Raw genomic sequence first — 18,121 nt, forward strand, 5'->3', positions numbered from 1 at the left:
ATGGTACGAGTGGATCGACCAGCGAGCGCAGCGAGCCGGGCGAGGACCGAAGGTCCGAGGCCGTAAACTAACCACGGTCAACCACGACTTACTGCGAGTGGCCTTCGTCTCGCTTCGCTCGCCGCCTCGCGACTTCGTCGCTCGACCGTCCTACATACTCATTCATGTTTGGTATGGACATCTTGGTTGGAAGGCACAGTTCACCCGTCAAGGGAGAACTGTGTTGAAATCTCGGCACTCGTGTCAGTGCCGAAGATCTCTACACTTGATCAACACACCCCGAGGGTAGGACAGGCCGTTCGTGTTGCCCTTTAACGTGTTCGTTCACTCAGCGGATTAAGCTGAAACGGCGGCGGTCACCTGAGCCGATCAAGGGACTTCAGGTGACGTGCTGGTCTTGCCCAGCGTCTTGGTCCGATGGGACCTTCTCATGTCGACGCCAGACACCCCGGCCTCTCTGTGCAGGCCGACGAGACGGTGGACTAGGATGGAGCCGCCACAAGCCCTGGGGTTCGGACCCAGTTTCTATGTAATGTCATGGGGCGAGTGGCCCCACAGCTACTTAGGCTGCGGCATGGCTTAAGCAGCCGGGCGCCTACAACCGGCCCCGGCATCGTCGGCGGACTTAGCGCCAGAGCTACCGCTGCGCTCTTTCGCGAAAGCGCGTACGCTTCTGGTGCTCTCGGCTGCCTCGGTGCGGCCCGGCGGTCATGCGGCGGTGTTGGAAGGTGTGCACCCGCCAGAGTGCACGGTTGTGGCGAGCGGCAACCTGCGCTGCTTTGCTTAAGTGAAGCGAGGCGCTCATTGCACACCGCCGACACTCAGGATCGAAGCAGGCACAGCGTAGCGCTTGATCGGGTCTGGCCCGTTCCAGGCTGCGCCCAGGATTGCACCGGCGCGATCAGCCTTTGGCCGGACGAAGTCATGCGGATTGAACGGCCCGGACCTCCTGGCGCTCCAGAGGTCCCGAAGCCGGGCGACTTACATTGCACCTACGTATCTCCGTCTCGTGATGGACGGGTGCCTTGTAGGCTTGAGCGGCAGGGTGGTGGCCGAGCTCGGGTAGGAGATAGCCGATTTCGGTCAGGAAGCTTTGTCGCTAGCTGTGATGAGGTGGCCGAACTCTTCAGCCGCCTCGGCGAGCCGCCTACGGATCGTATCCTCGTCCAGGCTGATGCCGACCCGATCTAAACTGTCTCTGATTTCGCGAGCAACGGAACTGCGTGTTCTCTCGGGATCGTAACGGTACTTTTCAACTGCCACCCCGAGCACGAGCTTTAGCAAGCTATGTCTAGTCTTCGGGTTGAGATGGTCGTCCTCCTGAGTCTGTGCAGTGTTGGCGGACTTCTTGCCATTCTTTACAGATTTCTCAAGGTCTGAGTCGAAAGACATACCCTGTCTTTTTGCCCAATTGATGAACGCTTCTGGTTCGTTGAATTCTTTCAGCTGGTCCATGTGTCGAGCCCGCATCGCCAAGCTTCTACGTTGAGCGTACAGCTCGGCGAAAGGATGGCCGCTGTTCTTGAGGAATTCCCAGTTCACGACCCGCGGCTCGTAACCGTATGAAAGAGCAATTGCTTCCTCGATGGTCCAGCATGCAGCCCTGCTCCAGTAACCGAGATCGGCTCGCGGGTCGCCATCGAAAAATTCTTCATCGGTCAGATAAAAATGAGGATGATTTTCGTCCCAAGCACGATTAGTCATTTCTGTCCTTCGCAAACAGGCTGCATAACTTCAGCGAACGAGTGTGGGTTGCGCGCAAATACTCGCAAGAACAAAAGGTCAAGCTCGGATCAAGCCTTCTGCCCTAGCTTGGGCCGCTTAGATCATGCCCGGTGGCCCAGCGGCTCCAAGCGCGCAGCGCGTCCCTGCGCTCGCGCAGGTACAGAGCTCGATTGTAGACCCCAGCCACGCCCCGCTTGGCTGAGCCGCTGACATGGTTGACGACGGCCTCGACCACATGCGGGGCAATCCCGAGCCGCTCGTTCATCATCGTCACCATGGTCCGACGTAGATCGTGCAATGTCCAAGAGGGGAGCGGAGGCTGCCCAACCTCCGCTCGCAACATATTGACCCGCTCGTCCAGCTGCGACTTGGCCTTGCTAAAGCCCGACAACGAGGTCGTGCTACGGGTCGTGAACACGAGCGGTCCGGTCCGGGGCAGGGACGCGATGATGTCCTGTGCTTGTTCGGTGAGCGGCACAAAATGCGGCTGTCCGTTCTTGGTCCGGCTCGCCGGAAGCTCCCAGACCGCCTCGTCCGTGCCATGGCTTCGCAGCTCATCCCAGCGCATTCCACCGACCTCGCTCCGTCTCTGGCCCGTGAGGAGCAGGAGCTTGAACAAGGGAGCGAACTGGCTGTGCCATTCACCGAGGCCCTTGCAGATCCAGGCCAATTCGTCGGGCGTAAGCACCCGTTCGCGGGAGCGAACAGTCGACAAAGGGCGCACACGGGTCGCGGGATTGGTTGTGATAAGGTCCTGTTCCAGGCACCAGTTGAAGAACTTGGACAGGTACGCGAGAGCACGATTGCTAAACGCCGGAGAGCCGCGCTCCTCGATCCGCTGTAGCAGGTCGACGATATCCGGCTTTGTGAGCGAGGTAATGGGACGCGAGCACCAGTCCTGGGTGTCCGGGCCTTGCAGGATGCGGCGGTACTCTCGGGCAGTGTTCGGGCGCAAGTTGCGCTCGACATGCCGCTCCATGAACAGGGCTGCGACGCCGCCATAGGTGGTCCGGCGCTCCTGATCCTTCTTGCGGCGCTCCTCGGCCTCAAGATGCCGAGGATCATGTCCGGCCTTGGCGTGCAGGATGAGATGTCGGGCTTTCTCTCGAGCGTCGGCCAGCGACAAGGCCGGATGGCGGCCGAGGGTGATGCGGGCGAGCTTGCGATCGAACCGCGTCATCACGATCCAAGCTTTGGTGCCCGAGTAAGACACGCGCAGGCCGAAAGAGGGCAGGTGGGTATCGAAGTACTCGATCTGGCCGCTCTCGGGCGGCCGGAACCGCTCGACGGCAGCGGTAGTGAGACGAAGCTTGGGCATGATCTCAGGTAACCCAGAGGTAACAAAAGGCACGGGTTATGTCGCGTGACACTATGGTAGGCTGCATGAGGATGCAACCGGAAAAACTCAGCTATATCAGCGAGTTATTGGAATGCAAATGTTAGAGATTGGTATAGATTGTTATGCGTGTGCCGCTTACTCTTAATCAGCGGGTCCTAGGTTCGAACCCTAGTGCGCCCACCATTTTCTCTTAAAATCTCGGGTTCACGGCACGCATCGATTTCGCGTTGACCTGACCGGCGGGCTTCGGACCGAACTGATTGCAGAGATCGGCCGGGAACCGGGAGGTCGCCGAGGTTGAAAAGGCCGGACGGGTCAGCGCCGGTCGGCCTGCGGGCGCGCGTCACGACGGATCTCGCCCGGACGCAGGCCGAAGCGCCGCAGGAAAGCCCGGCTGAATGCGCTCGGTGATTCATACCCGGCCTCCACTGCGATTCGGCCCAGCGCGGTGTCGCTCGTCGCGAGCCGGTGATGCGCCAGCCCGAGCCGCAGATCCGTGAGGAAGGTCAGCGGTGCGAGGCCCGCGGCACGGCGGAACGCGCGGACCAGGGTCGCGCGCGAGACGTGCGCCTCCGCCGCCATCCCGTCGAGCGTCCAGGCCCGCCCGGGCTCCCGCAGAAGGGCGGACAGAACGCGCGCCGTCGCGGCCTCCGAGAGGAGGCGGAGCAGGCGGCTTCCGGTCCGATCGTTCTCGAGATGCGCGCGCAGCACCATCATCAGGAGGGCGCTGGCAAGGTCGGTCGCGATCGGCATCGAGCCCACCCGCGCCTCACCCAGCTCGTCGCGGATCGCGAGGATCAGCGCGCGCGTGCGCGTCGCGGTCTGCCCATCGGTCCTCATGACGATCGCCGGCGGCAGGAGCGCGGTCGCGAGGCTGCCGATGCCCGGCCCGAAATGCAGCCGGCCGCAGATCACCTCCGTCTCCGGCTCGCCCGAATCGTCCGCCGCGATCCGATTGGTCTTGAGCCGGACGCCGCCGTGCGCGCCGATCCGGACCGGTGGTGCGCCCACGGCCTCCGACCCGTCCCCGAGGGCGTGGGCGTCGGCGTGCGGCAGGACGACGACGTCGCCGGCGCTCAGCGTCACCGATCGCCAGGTGGCGATGTCGATCACGCACGTGCCCTTCGTGACGATATGGAACGGCGCCCAACCCGCCGCTTCGCGCGCGTGCACGGAGCGCCACGGCCCACGGAACCAGCAGAGATCCTGCAATTCCGGCCGCACGCGCAGCATCGGCGCAAGCCCGTTCAGGGCATCGGTCGCCGTGTCGCTCGGGCTCGCCTGCACGGAGGGCTCCAGGCGGGCCGCTCCCGCTTCAACCGAAAATAGCAGCGATTGATCCGCCCGGACATGCCGTTGCGCCGATCGGCTATCGAGCCGGGGCCTCGCCAATCCTAGCTCTCCGTTCGTCGATCAGAGATCGAGCAGAGTGTGGGCCATGAGCACGATGTCCGTCCCCGAGAAGGCTGCCGACGCCATGGACGCGGAGGGGACCGTCCGCAGGCAGGTCTTCGAGTATCTTCCGGTGAGCCTCTTCGGGTCGGTCATGGGCCTGACAGGCCTCAGCGTGGCGTGGCGCCTCGCAAGCCACCGCTACGGCCCACCTTCCGTCATCGCGGACGCTATCGGCTGGATCGCCCTCGCCGCCTTCGCGGCGCTGGTGGTCGCCTACGGCGCGAAGGCAGTCACCGCACCGCGCACGGTCGTGGCCGAATTCAACCACCCGATCGCCGGCAACCTGTTCGGCACCATCTTGATCAGCCTGCTTCTCATTCCGATCCTCCTGGTCCGGTCCGCGCCGGCCCTGGCCAAGGGAATCTGGATCGCGGGCGCGGCCGGCATGGTCGTCTTCGCCTGGACCATCGTGAACCGCTGGATGGGCAGCCGGCAGCAACTCGCCCATGCCACGCCCGCCTGGGTGGTGCCGGTGGTGGGCCTCCTCGACATTCCCCTGGCGCTGCCCGCCCTCGACCTGCCGGCCGCGCACCCGGTCGCGGTGTTCGCGCTCAGCGTCGGCCTCTTCTTCGCCCTGCCGCTGTTCACCCTGATCTTCTCGCGGCTCCTGTTCGAGGAGCCCCTGCCGGCAGCCTTGCGGCCGACCCTGATGATCCTGATCGCCCCCTTCGCGGTCGGCTTCTCCAGCTACGTCGCGGTGACCGGTCGCGTCGATGGCTTCGCCGAAGCCCTCTACATGCTGACCCTGTTCTTCCTCGCCGTGCTCGTCGGGCGGCTGCGCAATCTGCCCTTCTGCCCCTTCCGGGTCTCTTGGTGGGCCGTGAGCTTCCCACTTTCGGCCTCGGCCGCCACGGCACTGCGCTACGCCGACGCCACCGGCTCGGCCTGGGCGGACGGGATCGCGCTGGCTCTGCTCGCCTTCGCGTCCATCGTGATCGCGGGTCTCGCGGTTCGGACGCTCGCCGGGATCGCGCGCGGCGAGCTCCGGACGTTGAGCACCTGACCTTCGCGAAGGGCTCGTCGCAATGCGGGACGCTCAGCCCCTCTCACCCTCGGCGGCCGCCTCCCGGATTCCGAGGCGGCCGCATCCTGCAACGGACGCATCGTCAAGGCGCGTAGCGGGTGAAGACGAAATCCCGGTCCTTCACCCGAGCCTCGTGGCAGGCGAAGCAGGTCTCGTGCTGCGCCTCGTCGACCGGCTCGCCATCGATGAAGCGGCCGAAGCCCCAGCCGCCCGTCGCCGCGTAGCGCGTGGCGTCTTTCACCATGACCTGCACGGTCGTCGCCCGGCCCGGCACGGTTGCCGGCTCGAACTCGGGCGAAGGCACCCGCTTCCAGGCGAGCTTCACGAGGACAGTGCCGTCCGGGAACGGCACGGTGCCGCGCGCAGAGGCTCTCACCGCGATGTCGTTGCCGACGACCGCGCGAAGCTCGTTCAGCGGTTCCCCTTCGAGCGCCGGAGCGATGAGCTGCCAGGACCGATAGCCGTCCGGCACGGTGACCCCGAAGATCGGCGAGGCGGATTTGGCGTCCCCCTGTCCGGCGCCGGCCGCCGCGACGGCGAGGCCCGCGGCGACGAGGACGGCCGGGATCAGGAGACGCCGGCCCTTGCGGAGATCAGAAGGCATCGACGTCGACCACCGCCTGCGCGAACGCCTGCGGTGCCTCTTGCGGAAGATTGTGCCCGATGCCGCCGGTGATCAGGCGGTGCTCGTAGCGGCCGATGAACTTTCCGGCATAGGCCGCCGGGTCCGGGTGAGGCGCCCCGTTGGCGTCGCCCTCGAGCGTGATCGTCGGCACCGCTATGTTCGGGAAGGCCGCGAGCGCGCGCTCCAGTTCAGCGTACTTTTCCTCACCCTCGGCGAGGCTGAGACGCCAGCGGTAATTGTGGATCGAGATGGCCACATGGTCCGGGTTGTCGAAGGCCGGTGCCGAGCGCGCGAAGGTGGCCTCGTCGATGTGCCACTTCGGAGATGCCAGCTCCCAGATCAGACGGACGAAGTCGCGGGTGTGCCGGGCATAACCCTCGCGGCCCCGCTCCGTCGCGAAGTAGAACTGGTACCACCATTGCAGCTCCGCCCTGGGCGGTAGGGGCTTGGCGTTCGCCGCCTGGCTGCCGATCAGGTAGCCGCTGACCGAGACGAGACCCTTGCACCGCTCCGGCCAGATGGCGGCGAGGATGCAGGCGGTTCGGGCGCCCCAATCGTAGCCGGCAACGACCGCCTTCTCGATCTTCAGCGCATCCAGGAAATCGAGGGCGTCGACGGCGAGCGCGGCCTGTTGGCCGTTGCGTGGGGTCGCATCCGACAGGAAGCGCGTCTGGCCGTAGCCGCGCAGGTAGGGGATCAGCACGCGGTAACCGGCCGCGGCGAGCGCCGGGGCGACATCGACGTAACTGTGAATATCGTAGGGCCAGCCGTGCAGGAGCAGGACCGGCCGGCCGGTCGCCGGGCCCATGTCCACGTAGGCGACATTCAGTGCCCCCGCCTCAACCTGTCTCAGCGCGCCGAAGCCTGTGCGCGCGCCGGCGGCCAAGGGCGGCAGCTTGCCGGGCGCGCCGACAGGCTCGGCCCAGGCCGAGCCGGCGCGGGCGAAGGGAGCTGCCGCCAGGAAGGCGCCAGCGGTCGTGATCCAGCGGCGGCGTGCCCTGTCGATCGTCTCCGGCATGTTTCGGTCCTCCGCGTTGCAAATCGTCGATGGATGGCGGTGCCCGACGTCCTGATCGTGCGGCGCCAGCAGCGTCGGGTGGGCGCGCCTACGGTGGGCGCCTCGGTTCGCTGTCGGCATGGTTGCGGGCGCCGATCCGGCGGCGACGCGAGACGTCGCCTGTCGCCGCTCACAGCGGCAGCTGTCCGCCGGACTGCTCCTGGATCAGGTACTCCGCGTACCAGTCCGGCCAGTTCGCATCGTGCGTGCCGGTGCGCGTCTCATGGGCGCCATGGGCCGCCGCCGCCCGGCGCAGGGCAGAGGCCAGGGCCATGGGCGAGGCGAAGGTGGCGGCATCGGGATCGACCCGGCCGGGTAGGCGCGTCGTGACCTCCTGAAGCAGCCAGCTGTTGCCGTCCGGGTCCACGAAGGTCGCGTAGGAGGCGTAGCTGCGACGCGCAGGATCAACGCCCGGCTCGGCCGTCGCGCCCACTTGGCGATGGAACACGTCGCCCACCGCCACGCCGCGCGCGACGAGATCGGCATGCGCCGCCTCGATGTCGGAGACGATCAGGAAGAGCCCGGAAGCCGACCCCGGCGCGGCGGACGAGATTCCCTTGCCAAAATGGATCGAGGCGGTCGAGCCGGGGGGCGTGAACTGCACGACGCGGAACGCGTCGCCGACGACGAAATCGGCGTCGAGACGCCATCCGAGTTGGCCGTAGAAGCGTTTGGCCCGGTCGACGTCCGAGACCGGGATGACGACGACTTCGAGCTTCATGTCGAGCGTCGGCGAAAGATTCGGCATAGGATCCTCCTCTGGCGGCCGGATCCGAGCGGGACCGGCGCGATGACCATGCGGAGGACGATGCCGGCAAATCGGGACGTCCGCTTGAAGGCTGTCCTGATTTGATCTTCAGGAATCCTGGATTTTTCCGTGAGACGCCGTGTGCTACCCTGCCGCGGCTCGGGGGCTTCCTGCTACCTTGTTGTACGCCTTCAGTAATTTCGTCCTCGATACGGGCCGGCGCGAGTTGCGCGACGGTGAGGATCTCGTGCGCGTCGAACCCCAGGTCTTCGACCTTCTCGAATACCTCATCCATCATCGGGACCGCGTCGTGACGCGGGACGACCTATTCGGCTCGATCTGGAAGGGCCGGATCGTGTCCGACGCGACGCTGAGCAGCCGCATCTCGGCAGCCCGCGCGGCCATCGGCGACACCGGCACCGAGCAGCGCTTGATCCGCACTCTGCCGCGCAAGGGGCTGCGTTTCGTCGGAGCGATCCGCGAGGCGGCCGGAGAGCCGGGTGCTCCCGCCGTGACGGACTCGAGCGAGACGGGCGAGACCCGGAAGATCGCGGTGATCCTCGCCACGGACATCGCCGGCTATTCCCGGCTGGCGGGCAGCGAGGAGGACCGCACCCTGGCGCGACTGAGAACGCTGCGCAGCGACCTCATCGATCCGGTGATCTCCGTTCACCGCGGGCGGATCGTCAAGCGCACCGGCGACGGTGCGCTCGTCGAGTTCCGCAGCACCGTCGAGGCGGTGCGCTGCGCCCTGGAGGTGCAGACGGGCATGCTCGAACGCAATGTCGGCGTGCCGGAGGATCGCCGCATCGCGTTGCGCATGGGGATCCATGTCGGGGACGTGGTCGAAGAGACGGACGGCGACCTGATGGGCGATGCCGTCAACGTCGCGGCCCGCTTGGAGGGCCTGTGCGCGCCCGGCAGCCTCGTCCTGTCCGAGGACGCCTACCGGCAGGTCCGCGACAGGATCGCCGAGACCTTCGTCGACCTGGGCGAACAGGTGCTCAGAAACATCGCGCGGCCCGTGCGCGTCTTCGGCCACGCCTCCCTGTCGCCAGGGGCCGGATCCGGGGCGCACGCATCGCCGCTCGCGCTCCCGGCGCGTCCCTCGATCGCGGTGCTGCCCTTCCAGAACATGAGCAGCGACGCCGAGCAGGACTATTTCGCGGACGGCATCGTCGAGGACATCACGACACGCCTCTCCCGCATCAAGTGGCTGTTCGTGATCGCGCGCAACTCGGCCTTCACCTACAAGGGGCGGGCCATCGACATCCGTCAGGTCGCGCGCGAGCTCGGCGTCCGCTACGTCGTCGAGGGCAGCGTGCGCAAGGCGGGGACCCGCGTGCGCATCACCGGTCAGCTGATCCAGGCCGAGACCGGGCAGCATATCTGGGCGAACCACTTCGACGGCGAGCTTGCGGACATCTTCGAGCTTCAGGACCAAGTGACGTCGAGCCTGGTGGCGGCCGTCGAGCCGTCCCTGCGCCAAGCCGAGATCGAGCGGGCCCTGGGCAAGCCGACCGAGCATCTCGACGCCTACGACCATTACCTGCGGGCGCTTCCGCACTTCTACACGCTGACGCAGGACGGCATGGGCCGCGCCATCGCCCTGCTCGAACAGGCGATCGCCGTCGACCCGGCCTTCGCGCTCGCCAAGGCGTTCGTGGCGCGCTGCTACGCGTGGCGCAACCCGCAGGGCTGGGCAGCGGCTCCGGACCTCGAGAAGATGACCGCCATCCGCCTCGGTCGCGAGGCACTCGCGGAGGGCGGCAACGATCCGTCGGTCCTGTGGATGGTGGGCTTCGTGAAATGGCAGCTGCGGATCGACTTCGACGGCGCCCTCGACCTCTACGAGCGCTCGCTCGCCATCAACCCGAACTGTGCGCCCGCCCTCACGGTCCGCGGCTGGGCTCTCGCCTGGGCCGGACGATCCCAGGAAGCCGTCCCCTCGCTCCTGCAGGCGCTGCGGCTGAGCCCGCTCGACCCTGAAGCGTTCTTCACGATGTCGGCTCTCGGTTGCGCCTACATGCTCACGGGCAGTTTCGAGGACGGGTTGAAGTGGACGACGCGCGCCCTTCGTGAGCGGCCGGGCTTCGCACCCTCGCTCCGCTTCCACGCCATCTGCCTCGCCCGGCTCGGCCGATCGCGCGAAGCGCGGGAGACGATCGACCACCTTCTGGAACTGGAGCCGGGCCTCGGCTTGGCTCTCCTCGAACGGCGGGCTCCCATCTTCCACGCGACGCCGATGGCCTTCTACCTCGACAGCCTCCGCGAGGCGGGCATGCCGGATTGAACGCGGATACCTCCTGCTTGCCCGTCAGAGCACAGGGCGACGATAGGCTTCGTGATGCCGGCGCGACACTGGCGGGACGTCCTGCCGATCGGCGGTCCCCACGCTTGGCCGCCCGCACGCTTGGTCGCCTCACGGCTTCCCCGCCTCGGAACCGTCCTGCATCCGTGAAACTGGCGGGTAGAATTGCGGGCTCTCGCGCCGGTCGAACATCCCGTAATCGCGGATGATCCGCACGGAGCGCGTGCGAAACCCGGCCCCTTCGATCGGCGGGAGCGCGGAGGACGCCCCCGGCCCGGACCACGACAGCAGCGCCAGAACCTTCCCCGACGTGTAGATCGAATCGTAGACCTCCCGCCCGACGAGGCCGGGCACCTCCGGCCCGAGCCCGATCGAGGTCCAGAGGTCGGCCGGGTCGGCGGGCGAAGGCTGCCCAGGCTCCGGCACCACCTCGACCAGTGTACAGAGCTTGGCGCGGCCGACCTCCGTCGCGTCGAAGCGCTGCTCCCGCACCGCGTGCCCCGCCGGCGGATGGCTGTCCGAGGTCACCTCGCCGACCCGAAGATGGTAGTCGGAGAACACCGCGAAGCGCCCCTTCTCCTGAATCAGGTGGTGGCCCGCATGCGTGCGCCAGCGGATCACGGATTTCTCGTCCCGCCAGGTCGAATGCGACAAAACCCAGCCGGGCCGGGTGCGGCTCGCGAAGCGCTCGTTGTCGATGAAACCGTCGATGCCCTCCAGTTCCGGTCTCAGCGCCTTCGCGTGCGCGAGGTAGGCATCCTTCTGCCCGTCGGCGGGATGGACCTCGAAGATCACCGAGAACATGGCTCGTCCTCCGGAACAGCGACGCGGTGCGCGAGCCTGCCCCCGCGGGATCCTCCTCGCAGCGCCGGAGCGCTGCGGGCCGACCTGTGACCTCAGGTGTCGAGCGTCTTGCGGGCGAAGCTCTCGATGTAGTCGATCAGACGGTCCGACGCGGCCTCCGCGGCTTCGGCGTCGCGCTTCGCGACGGCCTCGCACACGTCGGCGTGCAGGTTCGCGGTCAGCGGCAGGTCCGCGGCCTGCTTGTAGTGCTGGTACCAGAAGCGGCGCGACAGCCCGGCCATATTGGCGAGCGAGCGCACCGCGAACTCGTTGCGCGAGGCGGCTGCGATCAGACCGTTGAACTGGTTGTCCAGGCGCATGAACGCGAGGTCGTCCGAGGCTGCGGCCGCCTCGCGCATGTCCTGGGCGAGGCCCGCGAAAACCGCGCGCTCCTCCTGCGTCGCCCGCTCGGCGGCGAGGCGGGCGATCAGTCGCTCCAGGACGCGCCGCGTCTCGAGCAGGCGCAACTGGGTGCGTATGTTGATCTCCGAGACGAGGATGCCGCGCCGCGGCATGACGACGACGAGCCCGTCGCGGGCGAGGCGCTGCAGGGCCTCGCGGATCGGCGTGCGCCCGATCCCGAGGCGCTGAACGAGGTTCTGCTCGCCGAGCACCATGCCGGGCGGCAGGACAAGCGTCGTGATCAGTTCCTCCAGTTGCTGATAGGCCTTCTCGGTCAGCGTGAGGTCGGGCAGGTCGTCCTGCCCGAAGGTTGGTTCAGGTGCCTCCTGAACCGCCCGGCGGGCTCGTTTTCGCCCAGGCTCCGTCGCCGAAACGCCCGCGGTCTTCCCGGTCACGAAGTTCATCGTCAGTCCACACCGTGCGTAGCGGCCCCTGGATACCATGTCGGGACCCCGGACACATCGTGCGCAGGGCGCCTATCCTCAATCCGTGTACGCCTGATATATCTTGCGCATCTCAGACATATCCGTCATGCTTCCCACACATATAATACGTGAGGGAGGCGAACCCATGGTCGGGCAGATCGCGATACCAACCGGCAATGTGCTGCCGGGCCAGGCTGTCGGAACGGCGACGGCGCGGGCGTCGAACGGGATGATCGCGGCACGGCTGGAGCGCCTGCCGATGACCCAGTTTCAGCGCAACATCTTCCTCATCATCGCAACCGCATGGTTCTTCGACTCGATCGATCTGGGTTCGCTCACCTTCCTGCTCGGCTCGATCAAGACGGAGTTCGGACTGACGACGGCGCAGGCTGGGCTGCTGTCCAGCATGAGCTTCGTCGGGATGTTCCTCGGCGCCGGCATCTCCGGCATGCTGGCAGACAGGTTCGGCCGGAAGGTCGTCTTCCAGGTCAGCATGATCTTCTGGGGCCTGGGCAGCGTGTGGTGTGCCTACGCGCCCGACGCGACCACCCTCGGCTACGCCCGCCTGCTCCTCGGCTTCGGCATGGGCATGGAATTCCCGGTGGCGCTGGCCATCGTCTCGGAATTCCTGCCGACCGCCAACCGCGGGCGCTACCTCGCCATCATGGAAGGCTTCTGGCCGCTCGGCTTCATCGCGGCGGGCTGCCTCAGCTACGTGCTGCTCAGCTACTTCGACTGGCGCGCCGTCTTCCTGGCTCAGGCGGTCCCGGCGCTGTTCCTGTTCGCGATCCGGTTCCTCGTTCCGGAATCTCCGCGCTGGCTGGCGGATCGTGGCCGCTACGAGGAGGCGGATCGGGTCATGGGCTGCATCGAGGCGAAGGTGAGCGAGCGGCTGAACGGCCGGTCGCTGCCCGAGCCGCAGCCTCTGCCGGAGCAGGCCCGGGGCGAACGCCGCTTCTCGTTTCTCGAGCTGTGGAGCCCGGGCTACGCCAGCCGCACCGTGATGATCTGGCTGACCTGGTTCTTCGCGCTTCTCGGCTTCTACGGCCTGACCACGTGGCTCGGCGCCCTCCTGCAGGAGGCCGGCTACAGCGTCACCAAATCGGTCGTCTACACCATCCTGATCTCGCTGGCGGGCGTACCGGGCTTCATCACCTCGGCCATTCTCGTCGAGCGCTGGGGCCGCAAGCCGACCGCCGTCCTGATGCTGCTCGGCAGCGCCGTGGCAGCCTACCTCTACGGTCACTCGCCCAGCTTCGAATGGCTCATCGCCTTCGGGCTGATGATGCAGTTCTTCCTGTTCGGCATGTGGTCGGTGCTCTACGCCTACACACCGGAACTCTACCCGACCCGTGCCCGTGCGACCGGTGCCGGATGCGCCTCGGCCGTCGGCCGCGTCGGATCGCTCATCGGGCCCTACATTATCGGCATCATCCTGCCGTCACTGGGGCATGGCGGCGTCTTCGCGCTGGGTGCCGGCTCCTTCGTGATCGCGGCCTTGAGCGTGGCCGTTCTCGGTATCGAGACGAAGGGTCAGTCGCTGGAGGCGATCTCCCGCTGACGGACGGACCCGGCATCGCCGCGTCCGGATCATTGCGCGACGCGCATGCCCTTTCGATTTGCAATCTGATATATCAGTGGTATCCTAAGGGATCGAAGAAGGGAGGAGATGCCATGGAACTCGCGATCACGAGCATGAGCGAGCGCCAGCGTGCCTACCGAGCGAATTACCGCCAGCGGGTCGCGGGCTGGTACAACGGTGTCCTGCACATCGCGATCATCTACACGATCGGCTTGACCGCGCTGTACATCTACATCTCGAACATCAAGTCGCCGGGCTGGGCCGAGCTGGCGACGGTCCCGGTCGTATTCCTGTTCTGCAATTTCTTCGAATGGTGGCTGCACCGCTACGTGATGCATCGCCCCTCGAAGAACCCGATCGCGCGCGCGGTCTACAATCGGCACACGCTTCAGCATCATCAGTTCTTCACCGACCATGAGATGCGCTTTGCCGATCACAAGGATTACCGGGTGACGTTCTTCCCGCCCTACGCGCTCGCCACTTTCACGCTGATGTCGATCCCGGGCGCCATCGTGCTCGGAAAAGTGTTCACGCCGAATGTCGGCTGGCTGTTCATAGCCACCACGACGAGCATCTACCTGATCTACGAGTTCATGCATTTCTGCTGTCACGTCGAGGACAACTGGTTCGTCCGCAACATGCCGTTCATCAACACGAACCGGCGGCACCACACCGCCCATCACGACCAGTCGATCATGATGGAGCGCAACATGAACCTCACCTTCCCGATCATGGACTGGCTGTTCGGCACCTCCGACCTCAACCGCGGACTGATCGGCACGCTCTTCAACGGCTACGACACCCGCTTCGTGAAGACCGACATGCGCAAGACCGCCCGCACGCCGGGATCGCCGGAGGCGATGCAGGCGGCCGAGTAGGGCCGCAACCGACGCAATCGGGCGGCGACGCCGCCATCAATCCGCGGGAGGCAGGCATGGATATGATCGAACCGAACGTGGCGGCCCTGCTCTGGTTCGCCCTCTTCGCGGGCGTAGCCAGCATCGGCTTCTACGTGCTCACGGGCGTGTTCCCGCTCGAGACCCGTCCCGACCTGAGAAGCCGTCCGCTCGGCTTGGCCCTGATCGCGGCCAACGTCGTGCTGCTGCTCGCCCTCGTCGGTGGCAGCATGGTCTACGGCGCGGCGCATTTGCGTTGGACGAGCCTCGTCATCGTGGCCGGGTTCGCGGTTCTGTTCGCACCGGGTCTGTTCAACGTCTGGCCGCAGCGCTGGCGGGACGGAATGGCCGGCCTCGCCATCGTTCTCACCAGCTTCGGCGTGTCACTCGGCCTGCTCCAGCATGTGGGCGCCGTCTTCAGTCTCTGACAACGAGCCATTCTCGGGAGGGATTCGATGCCGTTTCCGATCAAGTTCGGCCTGTCGGTCGCGGTCGCCTTGGCCGCGCTCGGGGGTTGGTTCTACATGGGCTATCTCGGCCAGAGCGGCCCGCAATGGGCCGTGGCCTTCCTCGGCCCCTTCATGATCGTCAGCCTGTGGATCTTCCCGGAGGTGATGCGCACCCGCTCCGAGGGCCGCACGCCGCGCCACCAGCTGAAGGGGGCGCGCCCGTGACCAAGCACTACGCAGGCGACCGCACCATCGACGGCATCGTCGTCACCGTCGATGGCGAGCCGCTCGACGAGCACACGGACAGCAAGTGCTACACGCGCAACGGCTTCGAGTGGAGCTACGAGGGCCCTGAGCCCTCGCAGCTCGCCTACGCACTGCTCGTCGATCATCTCGGCGACCCCGCACGGGCGGAGGGGCTTCAGCCGGCCTTCATGCGCAGCGTCGTGGCCAACTTCCAGAACGAGTGGGAGATGACCTCGGCCGACATCGACCGGATCCTCGCGCGCCTCGCCTGAGGCCGCACGCCGCCGGCACCGAACAGCGAGGGGCTGACATGAGTGCGGATACCGGATCGGGCGCCGGCAAGGCCGGGCAGCGACCCGAGAAGCGGACCATTCTCGACATCCGCGCGGCGAAGCGGACGGGCGAGAAGATCGTCTACATGTCGGTCCCGGACTACACGTCGGCCCGCTGGGCGGAGATGGCCGGCGTCGACGTCGTCGTCGTCGGCGACAGCCTGGCGATGGTCGCTCACGGGCACGCCAGCACCATCCCGGCGACGATGGACATGATGATCCTGCACGCCCAGGCGGTGCGGCGCGGGGCACCGAGCACGTTCGTGCTCGGTTGCATGCCCTATCAGAGCTACAACACCGTCGACCGGGCCCTCACCAACGCCACACGCTTCATGCAGGAGGCGCTCTGCGACGCAGTGAAGCCGCAGGGTGGCAGGAGCCAAGCCCACATCCTGAAGGCGCTCGTCGACGCAGGCATCCCGACCGCCTCGCATATCGGGCTGACGCCGCACACCATCGCGACCTTCGGCGGCTTCAAGATCCAGGGTCGCACCGCCGAAGCTGCGATGAAGATCCTCGAAGATGCGCTCGCCATCGAGGATGCCGGCTGCTTCATGCTGGAATTCGAGGCCGTTCCGGCGCCGATCGCGACGTTGATCTCCGAGCAGCTCACGATTCCGACGATCGGAATCGGCGCGGGCGCCGGATGCGACGGCCAGATCCTGCTGGCCTACGACCTGCTCGGCGTGTTCACGGACTTCAAGCCGAAGTTCACGAAGCGCTACGCCAACCTCACCGAGGTGGCGGTCGCGGGGATCCGCACGTACGTCGAGGAGGTGAAGGCCGTTGCCTTCCCGGACGACGACCATTCCTATCGCGTCGATCCGGCCGAGTACGAGAAGTTCCTGTCTCTGGTGGAGCACCGCAGGCAGATCTGACGCGCGAAGTCCGCTCCCGGATCACTCGGCCTGCAGCGTGTCTGATTGCGAGGGCCTGGCGTCCCTCGAACCGGCATCGGCTTCAGCCGACGGCGATCGCCGTATCGGCCTTCACGCGGTCCAGAGCGATGTTGGTGCGGTAATAGTCGACGAGCTCGTTCTCGGCGAACAGGCTGCGTGTCAGCGCCTCGTAGCTGCGCATGTCGCGGCTGATGATGACGAGCACGAAACTGATGCCGCCCGTCACGTAGTAGCATTGCTGCACTTCGGGCGTGGCGCGGAACAGCGCCTTCGCCGCATCCACTGTGGCGGCCCGCTCATCGCGCAGGCGCACCTCCACCAGCGCGGTGATCGCAAGCGAGAGCGCTTCCGGCTCCACGATGGCGACGTTCCGGACGATGACGCCGGCCGCCTCCATGGCCGTGATCCGCCGCTGCACGGCTGCCGGTGACAGGTTTACCGCCTCGGCGATGACGCGCTGCGGCGTCTTGTTGTCCCGCTGGACGACGCGGAGGATCGCCAAGTCGAACGCATCGAGCGCGCGCGGGGGAATCGTACGCTTAGGGGCCATGTGGCGAGTGAAAGTCTCGTTTCGCCCGCCAATCAAGAGCCCTCGGCTCGCCGGGGTGATGATATCCCTCGATCATGCAGACGACGATCCGACTTGCCCCGGCCGGCAATGCGAGCCCGGCCGGCATCGTGTGCGGCGTGGGAGCCGGTGCTCTCTGGGGTCTCGTCTTCCTCGCGCCGGAACTGGCACGCGGCTTCCAGCCTCTGGACCTGACGATCGGGCGCTACTTGGCTTTCGGCGCCATCTCCGCATGCCTGATCGCGCCCCGGCTGCGCACGCTCCTGCCCAAGCTCGGTCGACGGGAATGGCTCGACCTCGCCTGGCTCTCCCTGGCCGGCAACACGGTCTACTACATCCTGCTGTCCGCGGCCGTGCAGACCGGCGGCATTGCCATGACCTCGCTGGTCATCGGCTTCCTCCCGGTCGCCGTGACGATGATCGGCAGCCGGGATCGCGATGCAGTGCCGCTCCGCAGGCTCGCCCTCTCGCTCCTCTTCTGCATCGGTGGCGCGGTCTGCATCGGCTGGCACGCGATCGCTGCGCCGACTTCAGGCTCCCTGACGGCCCAAGCGACAGGACTTGTCTGCGCGGTCGGCGCCCTCGTCTCCTGGACGAGCTACGCCGTCGGCAACAGCCGCTGCCTCGCGCGGCTGGGCGGCATCTCCGTGCATGATTGGAACCTGCTGACCGGCCTCGTGACCGGCGCGCAGGCTGTCGTGCTCATCCCAGTCGCGCTCCTCGTCGGGACGGCGCATCACGGCTCCGCCGCCTGGGCATGGTTCGCCGGCCTATCGATCGGGGTTGCGATCCTGGCCTCGATCGCCGGCAACGCACTCTGGAACCGGATGAGCCGGCTGCTTCCTCTGACCCTCGTCGGTCAGATGATCCTGTTCGAGACGCTCTTCGCGCTGCTCTACGGCTTCCTGTGGGAGCAACGCCTGCCGCGACCGCTGGAGGTGGCGGCCTTCGCTCTCGTCGCGCTCAGCGTGGTGACCTGCATCGCCGCGCACCGGAAGCTGCCGCGAACCTCCAAGGGTGAGGTCGCCGTGGCGGTCCCGGTCTGAGATCGCAGCGGGCCGCGAGCTTCTATCGTCCCAGTCACGGACGACATCGGCGCGGGTGGCCCGGAGCAGATCTCCCGCATCGATCGGATCCAGCCGAGTTCCGCCATCCGGAGCGGGGGCAGGTTCGGAGCGTTGCCCGGAGCCGCCGG

Annotated in this window: 18 protein-coding genes; 9 read left to right on the forward strand and 9 right to left on the reverse strand. The window is 66.6% G+C overall.

Translation table 11 applies throughout. The features are described 5' to 3' along the window. Nucleotides 1-1,083: 1,083 nt before the first annotated feature. The 3 genes from DK389_RS32265 to DK389_RS09875 form a co-directional block, all read right to left on the reverse strand. A complete protein-coding gene (locus DK389_RS32265) occupies nt 1,084-1,704 on the reverse strand; it encodes a hypothetical protein (protein ID WP_162560596.1) in 621 nt (206 codons plus the stop codon). 103 nt (nt 1,705-1,807) lie between these two features. Beyond that, complete coding sequence (locus tag DK389_RS09870) at nt 1,808-3,043, reverse strand: tyrosine-type recombinase/integrase (RefSeq protein WP_109889218.1); 1,236 nt, start codon at nt 3,041-3,043, stop codon at nt 1,808-1,810. Between the two features lie 336 nt (nt 3,044-3,379). Then, the gene (locus tag DK389_RS09875) at nt 3,380-4,351 is read right to left on the reverse strand and encodes an AraC family transcriptional regulator (RefSeq protein WP_236960777.1); all 972 of its coding nucleotides are present in this window, start codon (nt 4,349-4,351) and stop codon (nt 3,380-3,382) included. Between the two features lie 190 nt (nt 4,352-4,541). Here DK389_RS09875 and DK389_RS09880 point away from each other — a divergent pair, with 190 nt between their 5' ends. Further along, the gene (locus tag DK389_RS09880) at nt 4,542-5,522 is read left to right on the forward strand and encodes an SLAC1 anion channel family protein (protein ID WP_236960946.1); all 981 of its coding nucleotides are present in this window, start codon (nt 4,542-4,544) and stop codon (nt 5,520-5,522) included. Nucleotides 5,523-5,625: 103 nt separating this feature from the next. Here DK389_RS09880 and DK389_RS09885 read toward each other — a convergent pair whose 3' ends face one another. The 3 genes from DK389_RS09885 to DK389_RS09895 form a co-directional block, all read right to left on the reverse strand. Next, nucleotides 5,626-6,147, reverse strand: a complete 522-nt coding sequence (locus tag DK389_RS09885) for a cytochrome P460 family protein (protein WP_109889222.1) — start codon at nt 6,145-6,147, stop codon at nt 5,626-5,628. Continuing rightward, the gene (locus tag DK389_RS09890) at nt 6,137-7,186 is read right to left on the reverse strand and encodes an alpha/beta fold hydrolase (RefSeq protein WP_109889224.1); all 1,050 of its coding nucleotides are present in this window, start codon (nt 7,184-7,186) and stop codon (nt 6,137-6,139) included. Before DK389_RS09890 ends, DK389_RS09885 begins: the two co-directional genes overlap by 11 nt. A 169-nt stretch (nt 7,187-7,355) precedes the next feature. After that, nucleotides 7,356-7,973 (reverse strand): VOC family protein, encoded by a 618-nt coding sequence (locus DK389_RS09895; protein ID WP_236960779.1) that lies wholly within the window; start codon nt 7,971-7,973, stop codon nt 7,356-7,358. Between the two features lie 178 nt (nt 7,974-8,151). Between DK389_RS09895 and DK389_RS09900 the strand changes: the two genes are divergently transcribed. After that, nucleotides 8,152-10,266: a winged helix-turn-helix domain-containing protein gene (locus tag DK389_RS09900; RefSeq protein WP_162560597.1), complete on the forward strand. Its 2,115-nt coding sequence runs from the start codon at nt 8,152-8,154 to the stop codon at nt 10,264-10,266. A 129-nt stretch (nt 10,267-10,395) separates the two neighbouring features. Here the strand turns inward: DK389_RS09900 and DK389_RS09905 are convergent, their stop codons facing one another. Together DK389_RS09905 and DK389_RS09910 are read right to left on the reverse strand one after the other, a co-directional pair. After that, nucleotides 10,396-11,088: an antibiotic biosynthesis monooxygenase family protein gene (locus tag DK389_RS09905; protein WP_109889227.1), complete on the reverse strand. Its 693-nt coding sequence runs from the start codon at nt 11,086-11,088 to the stop codon at nt 10,396-10,398. 92 nt (nt 11,089-11,180) lie between these two features. Next, nucleotides 11,181-11,933 carry a GntR family transcriptional regulator gene (locus DK389_RS09910; protein WP_109889229.1) on the reverse strand — a complete coding sequence of 251 codons (753 nt, stop codon included), beginning with the start codon at nt 11,931-11,933 and terminating at the stop codon, nt 11,181-11,183. Nucleotides 11,934-12,099: 166 nt separating this feature from the next. On the opposite strand from DK389_RS09910, the gene DK389_RS09915 reads away from it, so the two are divergent. From DK389_RS09915 to panB, 6 genes are all read left to right on the forward strand, one after another. Further along, nucleotides 12,100-13,515, forward strand: a complete 1,416-nt coding sequence (locus tag DK389_RS09915; protein ID WP_109889231.1) for an MFS transporter — start codon at nt 12,100-12,102, stop codon at nt 13,513-13,515. A gap of 113 nt (nt 13,516-13,628) precedes the next feature. After that, nucleotides 13,629-14,414 carry a sterol desaturase family protein gene (locus DK389_RS09920; protein WP_109889232.1) on the forward strand — a complete coding sequence of 262 codons (786 nt, stop codon included), beginning with the start codon at nt 13,629-13,631 and terminating at the stop codon, nt 14,412-14,414. A gap of 56 nt (nt 14,415-14,470) precedes the next feature. Beyond that, nucleotides 14,471-14,860 carry a hypothetical protein gene (locus DK389_RS09925; RefSeq protein WP_109889234.1) on the forward strand — a complete coding sequence of 130 codons (390 nt, stop codon included), beginning with the start codon at nt 14,471-14,473 and terminating at the stop codon, nt 14,858-14,860. A gap of 27 nt (nt 14,861-14,887) precedes the next feature. Beyond that, entirely contained in the window at nt 14,888-15,106 is a 219-nt protein-coding gene (locus tag DK389_RS09930; RefSeq protein WP_109889236.1) for a hypothetical protein, read from the forward strand. After that, on the forward strand, nt 15,103-15,399 hold the full coding sequence (locus DK389_RS09935; protein ID WP_109889238.1) for a DUF6166 domain-containing protein: 297 nt from the start codon (nt 15,103-15,105) through the stop codon (nt 15,397-15,399). Before DK389_RS09930 ends, DK389_RS09935 begins: the two co-directional genes overlap by 4 nt. Before the next feature lie 38 nt (nt 15,400-15,437). Then, nucleotides 15,438-16,337, forward strand: coding sequence for a 3-methyl-2-oxobutanoate hydroxymethyltransferase (panB, locus tag DK389_RS09940; protein ID WP_109889240.1), 900 nt, complete (start codon nt 15,438-15,440; stop codon nt 16,335-16,337). 82 nt (nt 16,338-16,419) lie between these two features. Here panB and DK389_RS09945 read toward each other — a convergent pair whose 3' ends face one another. After that, the gene (locus DK389_RS09945) at nt 16,420-16,908 is read right to left on the reverse strand and encodes an Lrp/AsnC family transcriptional regulator (protein WP_109889242.1); all 489 of its coding nucleotides are present in this window, start codon (nt 16,906-16,908) and stop codon (nt 16,420-16,422) included. A 74-nt stretch (nt 16,909-16,982) separates the two neighbouring features. Here DK389_RS09945 and DK389_RS09950 point away from each other — a divergent pair, with 74 nt between their 5' ends. Further along, the gene (locus tag DK389_RS09950; RefSeq protein ID WP_109889244.1) at nt 16,983-17,972 is read left to right on the forward strand and encodes a DMT family transporter; all 990 of its coding nucleotides are present in this window, start codon (nt 16,983-16,985) and stop codon (nt 17,970-17,972) included. Nucleotides 17,973-18,121 lie beyond the last annotated feature (149 nt).

This window comes from Methylobacterium durans (assembly GCF_003173715.1).
Classification (GTDB): domain Bacteria; phylum Pseudomonadota; class Alphaproteobacteria; order Rhizobiales; family Beijerinckiaceae; genus Methylobacterium; species Methylobacterium durans.

Bases quoted from the DNA above. Each gene is read 5' to 3' on its own strand.
- DK389_RS32265 (WP_162560596.1), bottom strand. From the start codon at position 1,704: ATGACTAATCGTGCTTGGGACGAAAATCATCCTCATTTTTATCTGACC.
- DK389_RS09870 (WP_109889218.1), bottom strand. From the start codon at position 3,043: ATGCCCAAGCTTCGTCTCACTACCGCTGCCGTCGAGCGGTTCCGGCCG.
- DK389_RS09880 (WP_236960946.1), top strand. From the start codon at position 4,542: ATGGACGCGGAGGGGACCGTCCGCAGGCAGGTCTTCGAGTATCTTCCG.
- DK389_RS09885 (WP_109889222.1), bottom strand. From the start codon at position 6,147: ATGCCTTCTGATCTCCGCAAGGGCCGGCGTCTCCTGATCCCGGCCGTC.
- DK389_RS09890 (WP_109889224.1), bottom strand. From the start codon at position 7,186: ATGCCGGAGACGATCGACAGGGCACGCCGCCGCTGGATCACGACCGCT.
- DK389_RS09895 (WP_236960779.1), bottom strand. From the start codon at position 7,973: ATGCCGAATCTTTCGCCGACGCTCGACATGAAGCTCGAAGTCGTCGTC.
- DK389_RS09905 (WP_109889227.1), bottom strand. From the start codon at position 11,088: ATGTTCTCGGTGATCTTCGAGGTCCATCCCGCCGACGGGCAGAAGGAT.
- DK389_RS09910 (WP_109889229.1), bottom strand. From the start codon at position 11,933: ATGAACTTCGTGACCGGGAAGACCGCGGGCGTTTCGGCGACGGAGCCT.
- DK389_RS09915 (WP_109889231.1), top strand. From the start codon at position 12,100: ATGGTCGGGCAGATCGCGATACCAACCGGCAATGTGCTGCCGGGCCAG.
- DK389_RS09920 (WP_109889232.1), top strand. From the start codon at position 13,629: ATGGAACTCGCGATCACGAGCATGAGCGAGCGCCAGCGTGCCTACCGA.
- DK389_RS09925 (WP_109889234.1), top strand. From the start codon at position 14,471: ATGGATATGATCGAACCGAACGTGGCGGCCCTGCTCTGGTTCGCCCTC.
- DK389_RS09930 (WP_109889236.1), top strand. From the start codon at position 14,888: ATGCCGTTTCCGATCAAGTTCGGCCTGTCGGTCGCGGTCGCCTTGGCC.
- panB (WP_109889240.1), top strand. From the start codon at position 15,438: ATGAGTGCGGATACCGGATCGGGCGCCGGCAAGGCCGGGCAGCGACCC.
- DK389_RS09945 (WP_109889242.1), bottom strand. From the start codon at position 16,908: ATGGCCCCTAAGCGTACGATTCCCCCGCGCGCGCTCGATGCGTTCGAC.
- DK389_RS09950 (WP_109889244.1), top strand. From the start codon at position 16,983: ATGCAGACGACGATCCGACTTGCCCCGGCCGGCAATGCGAGCCCGGCC.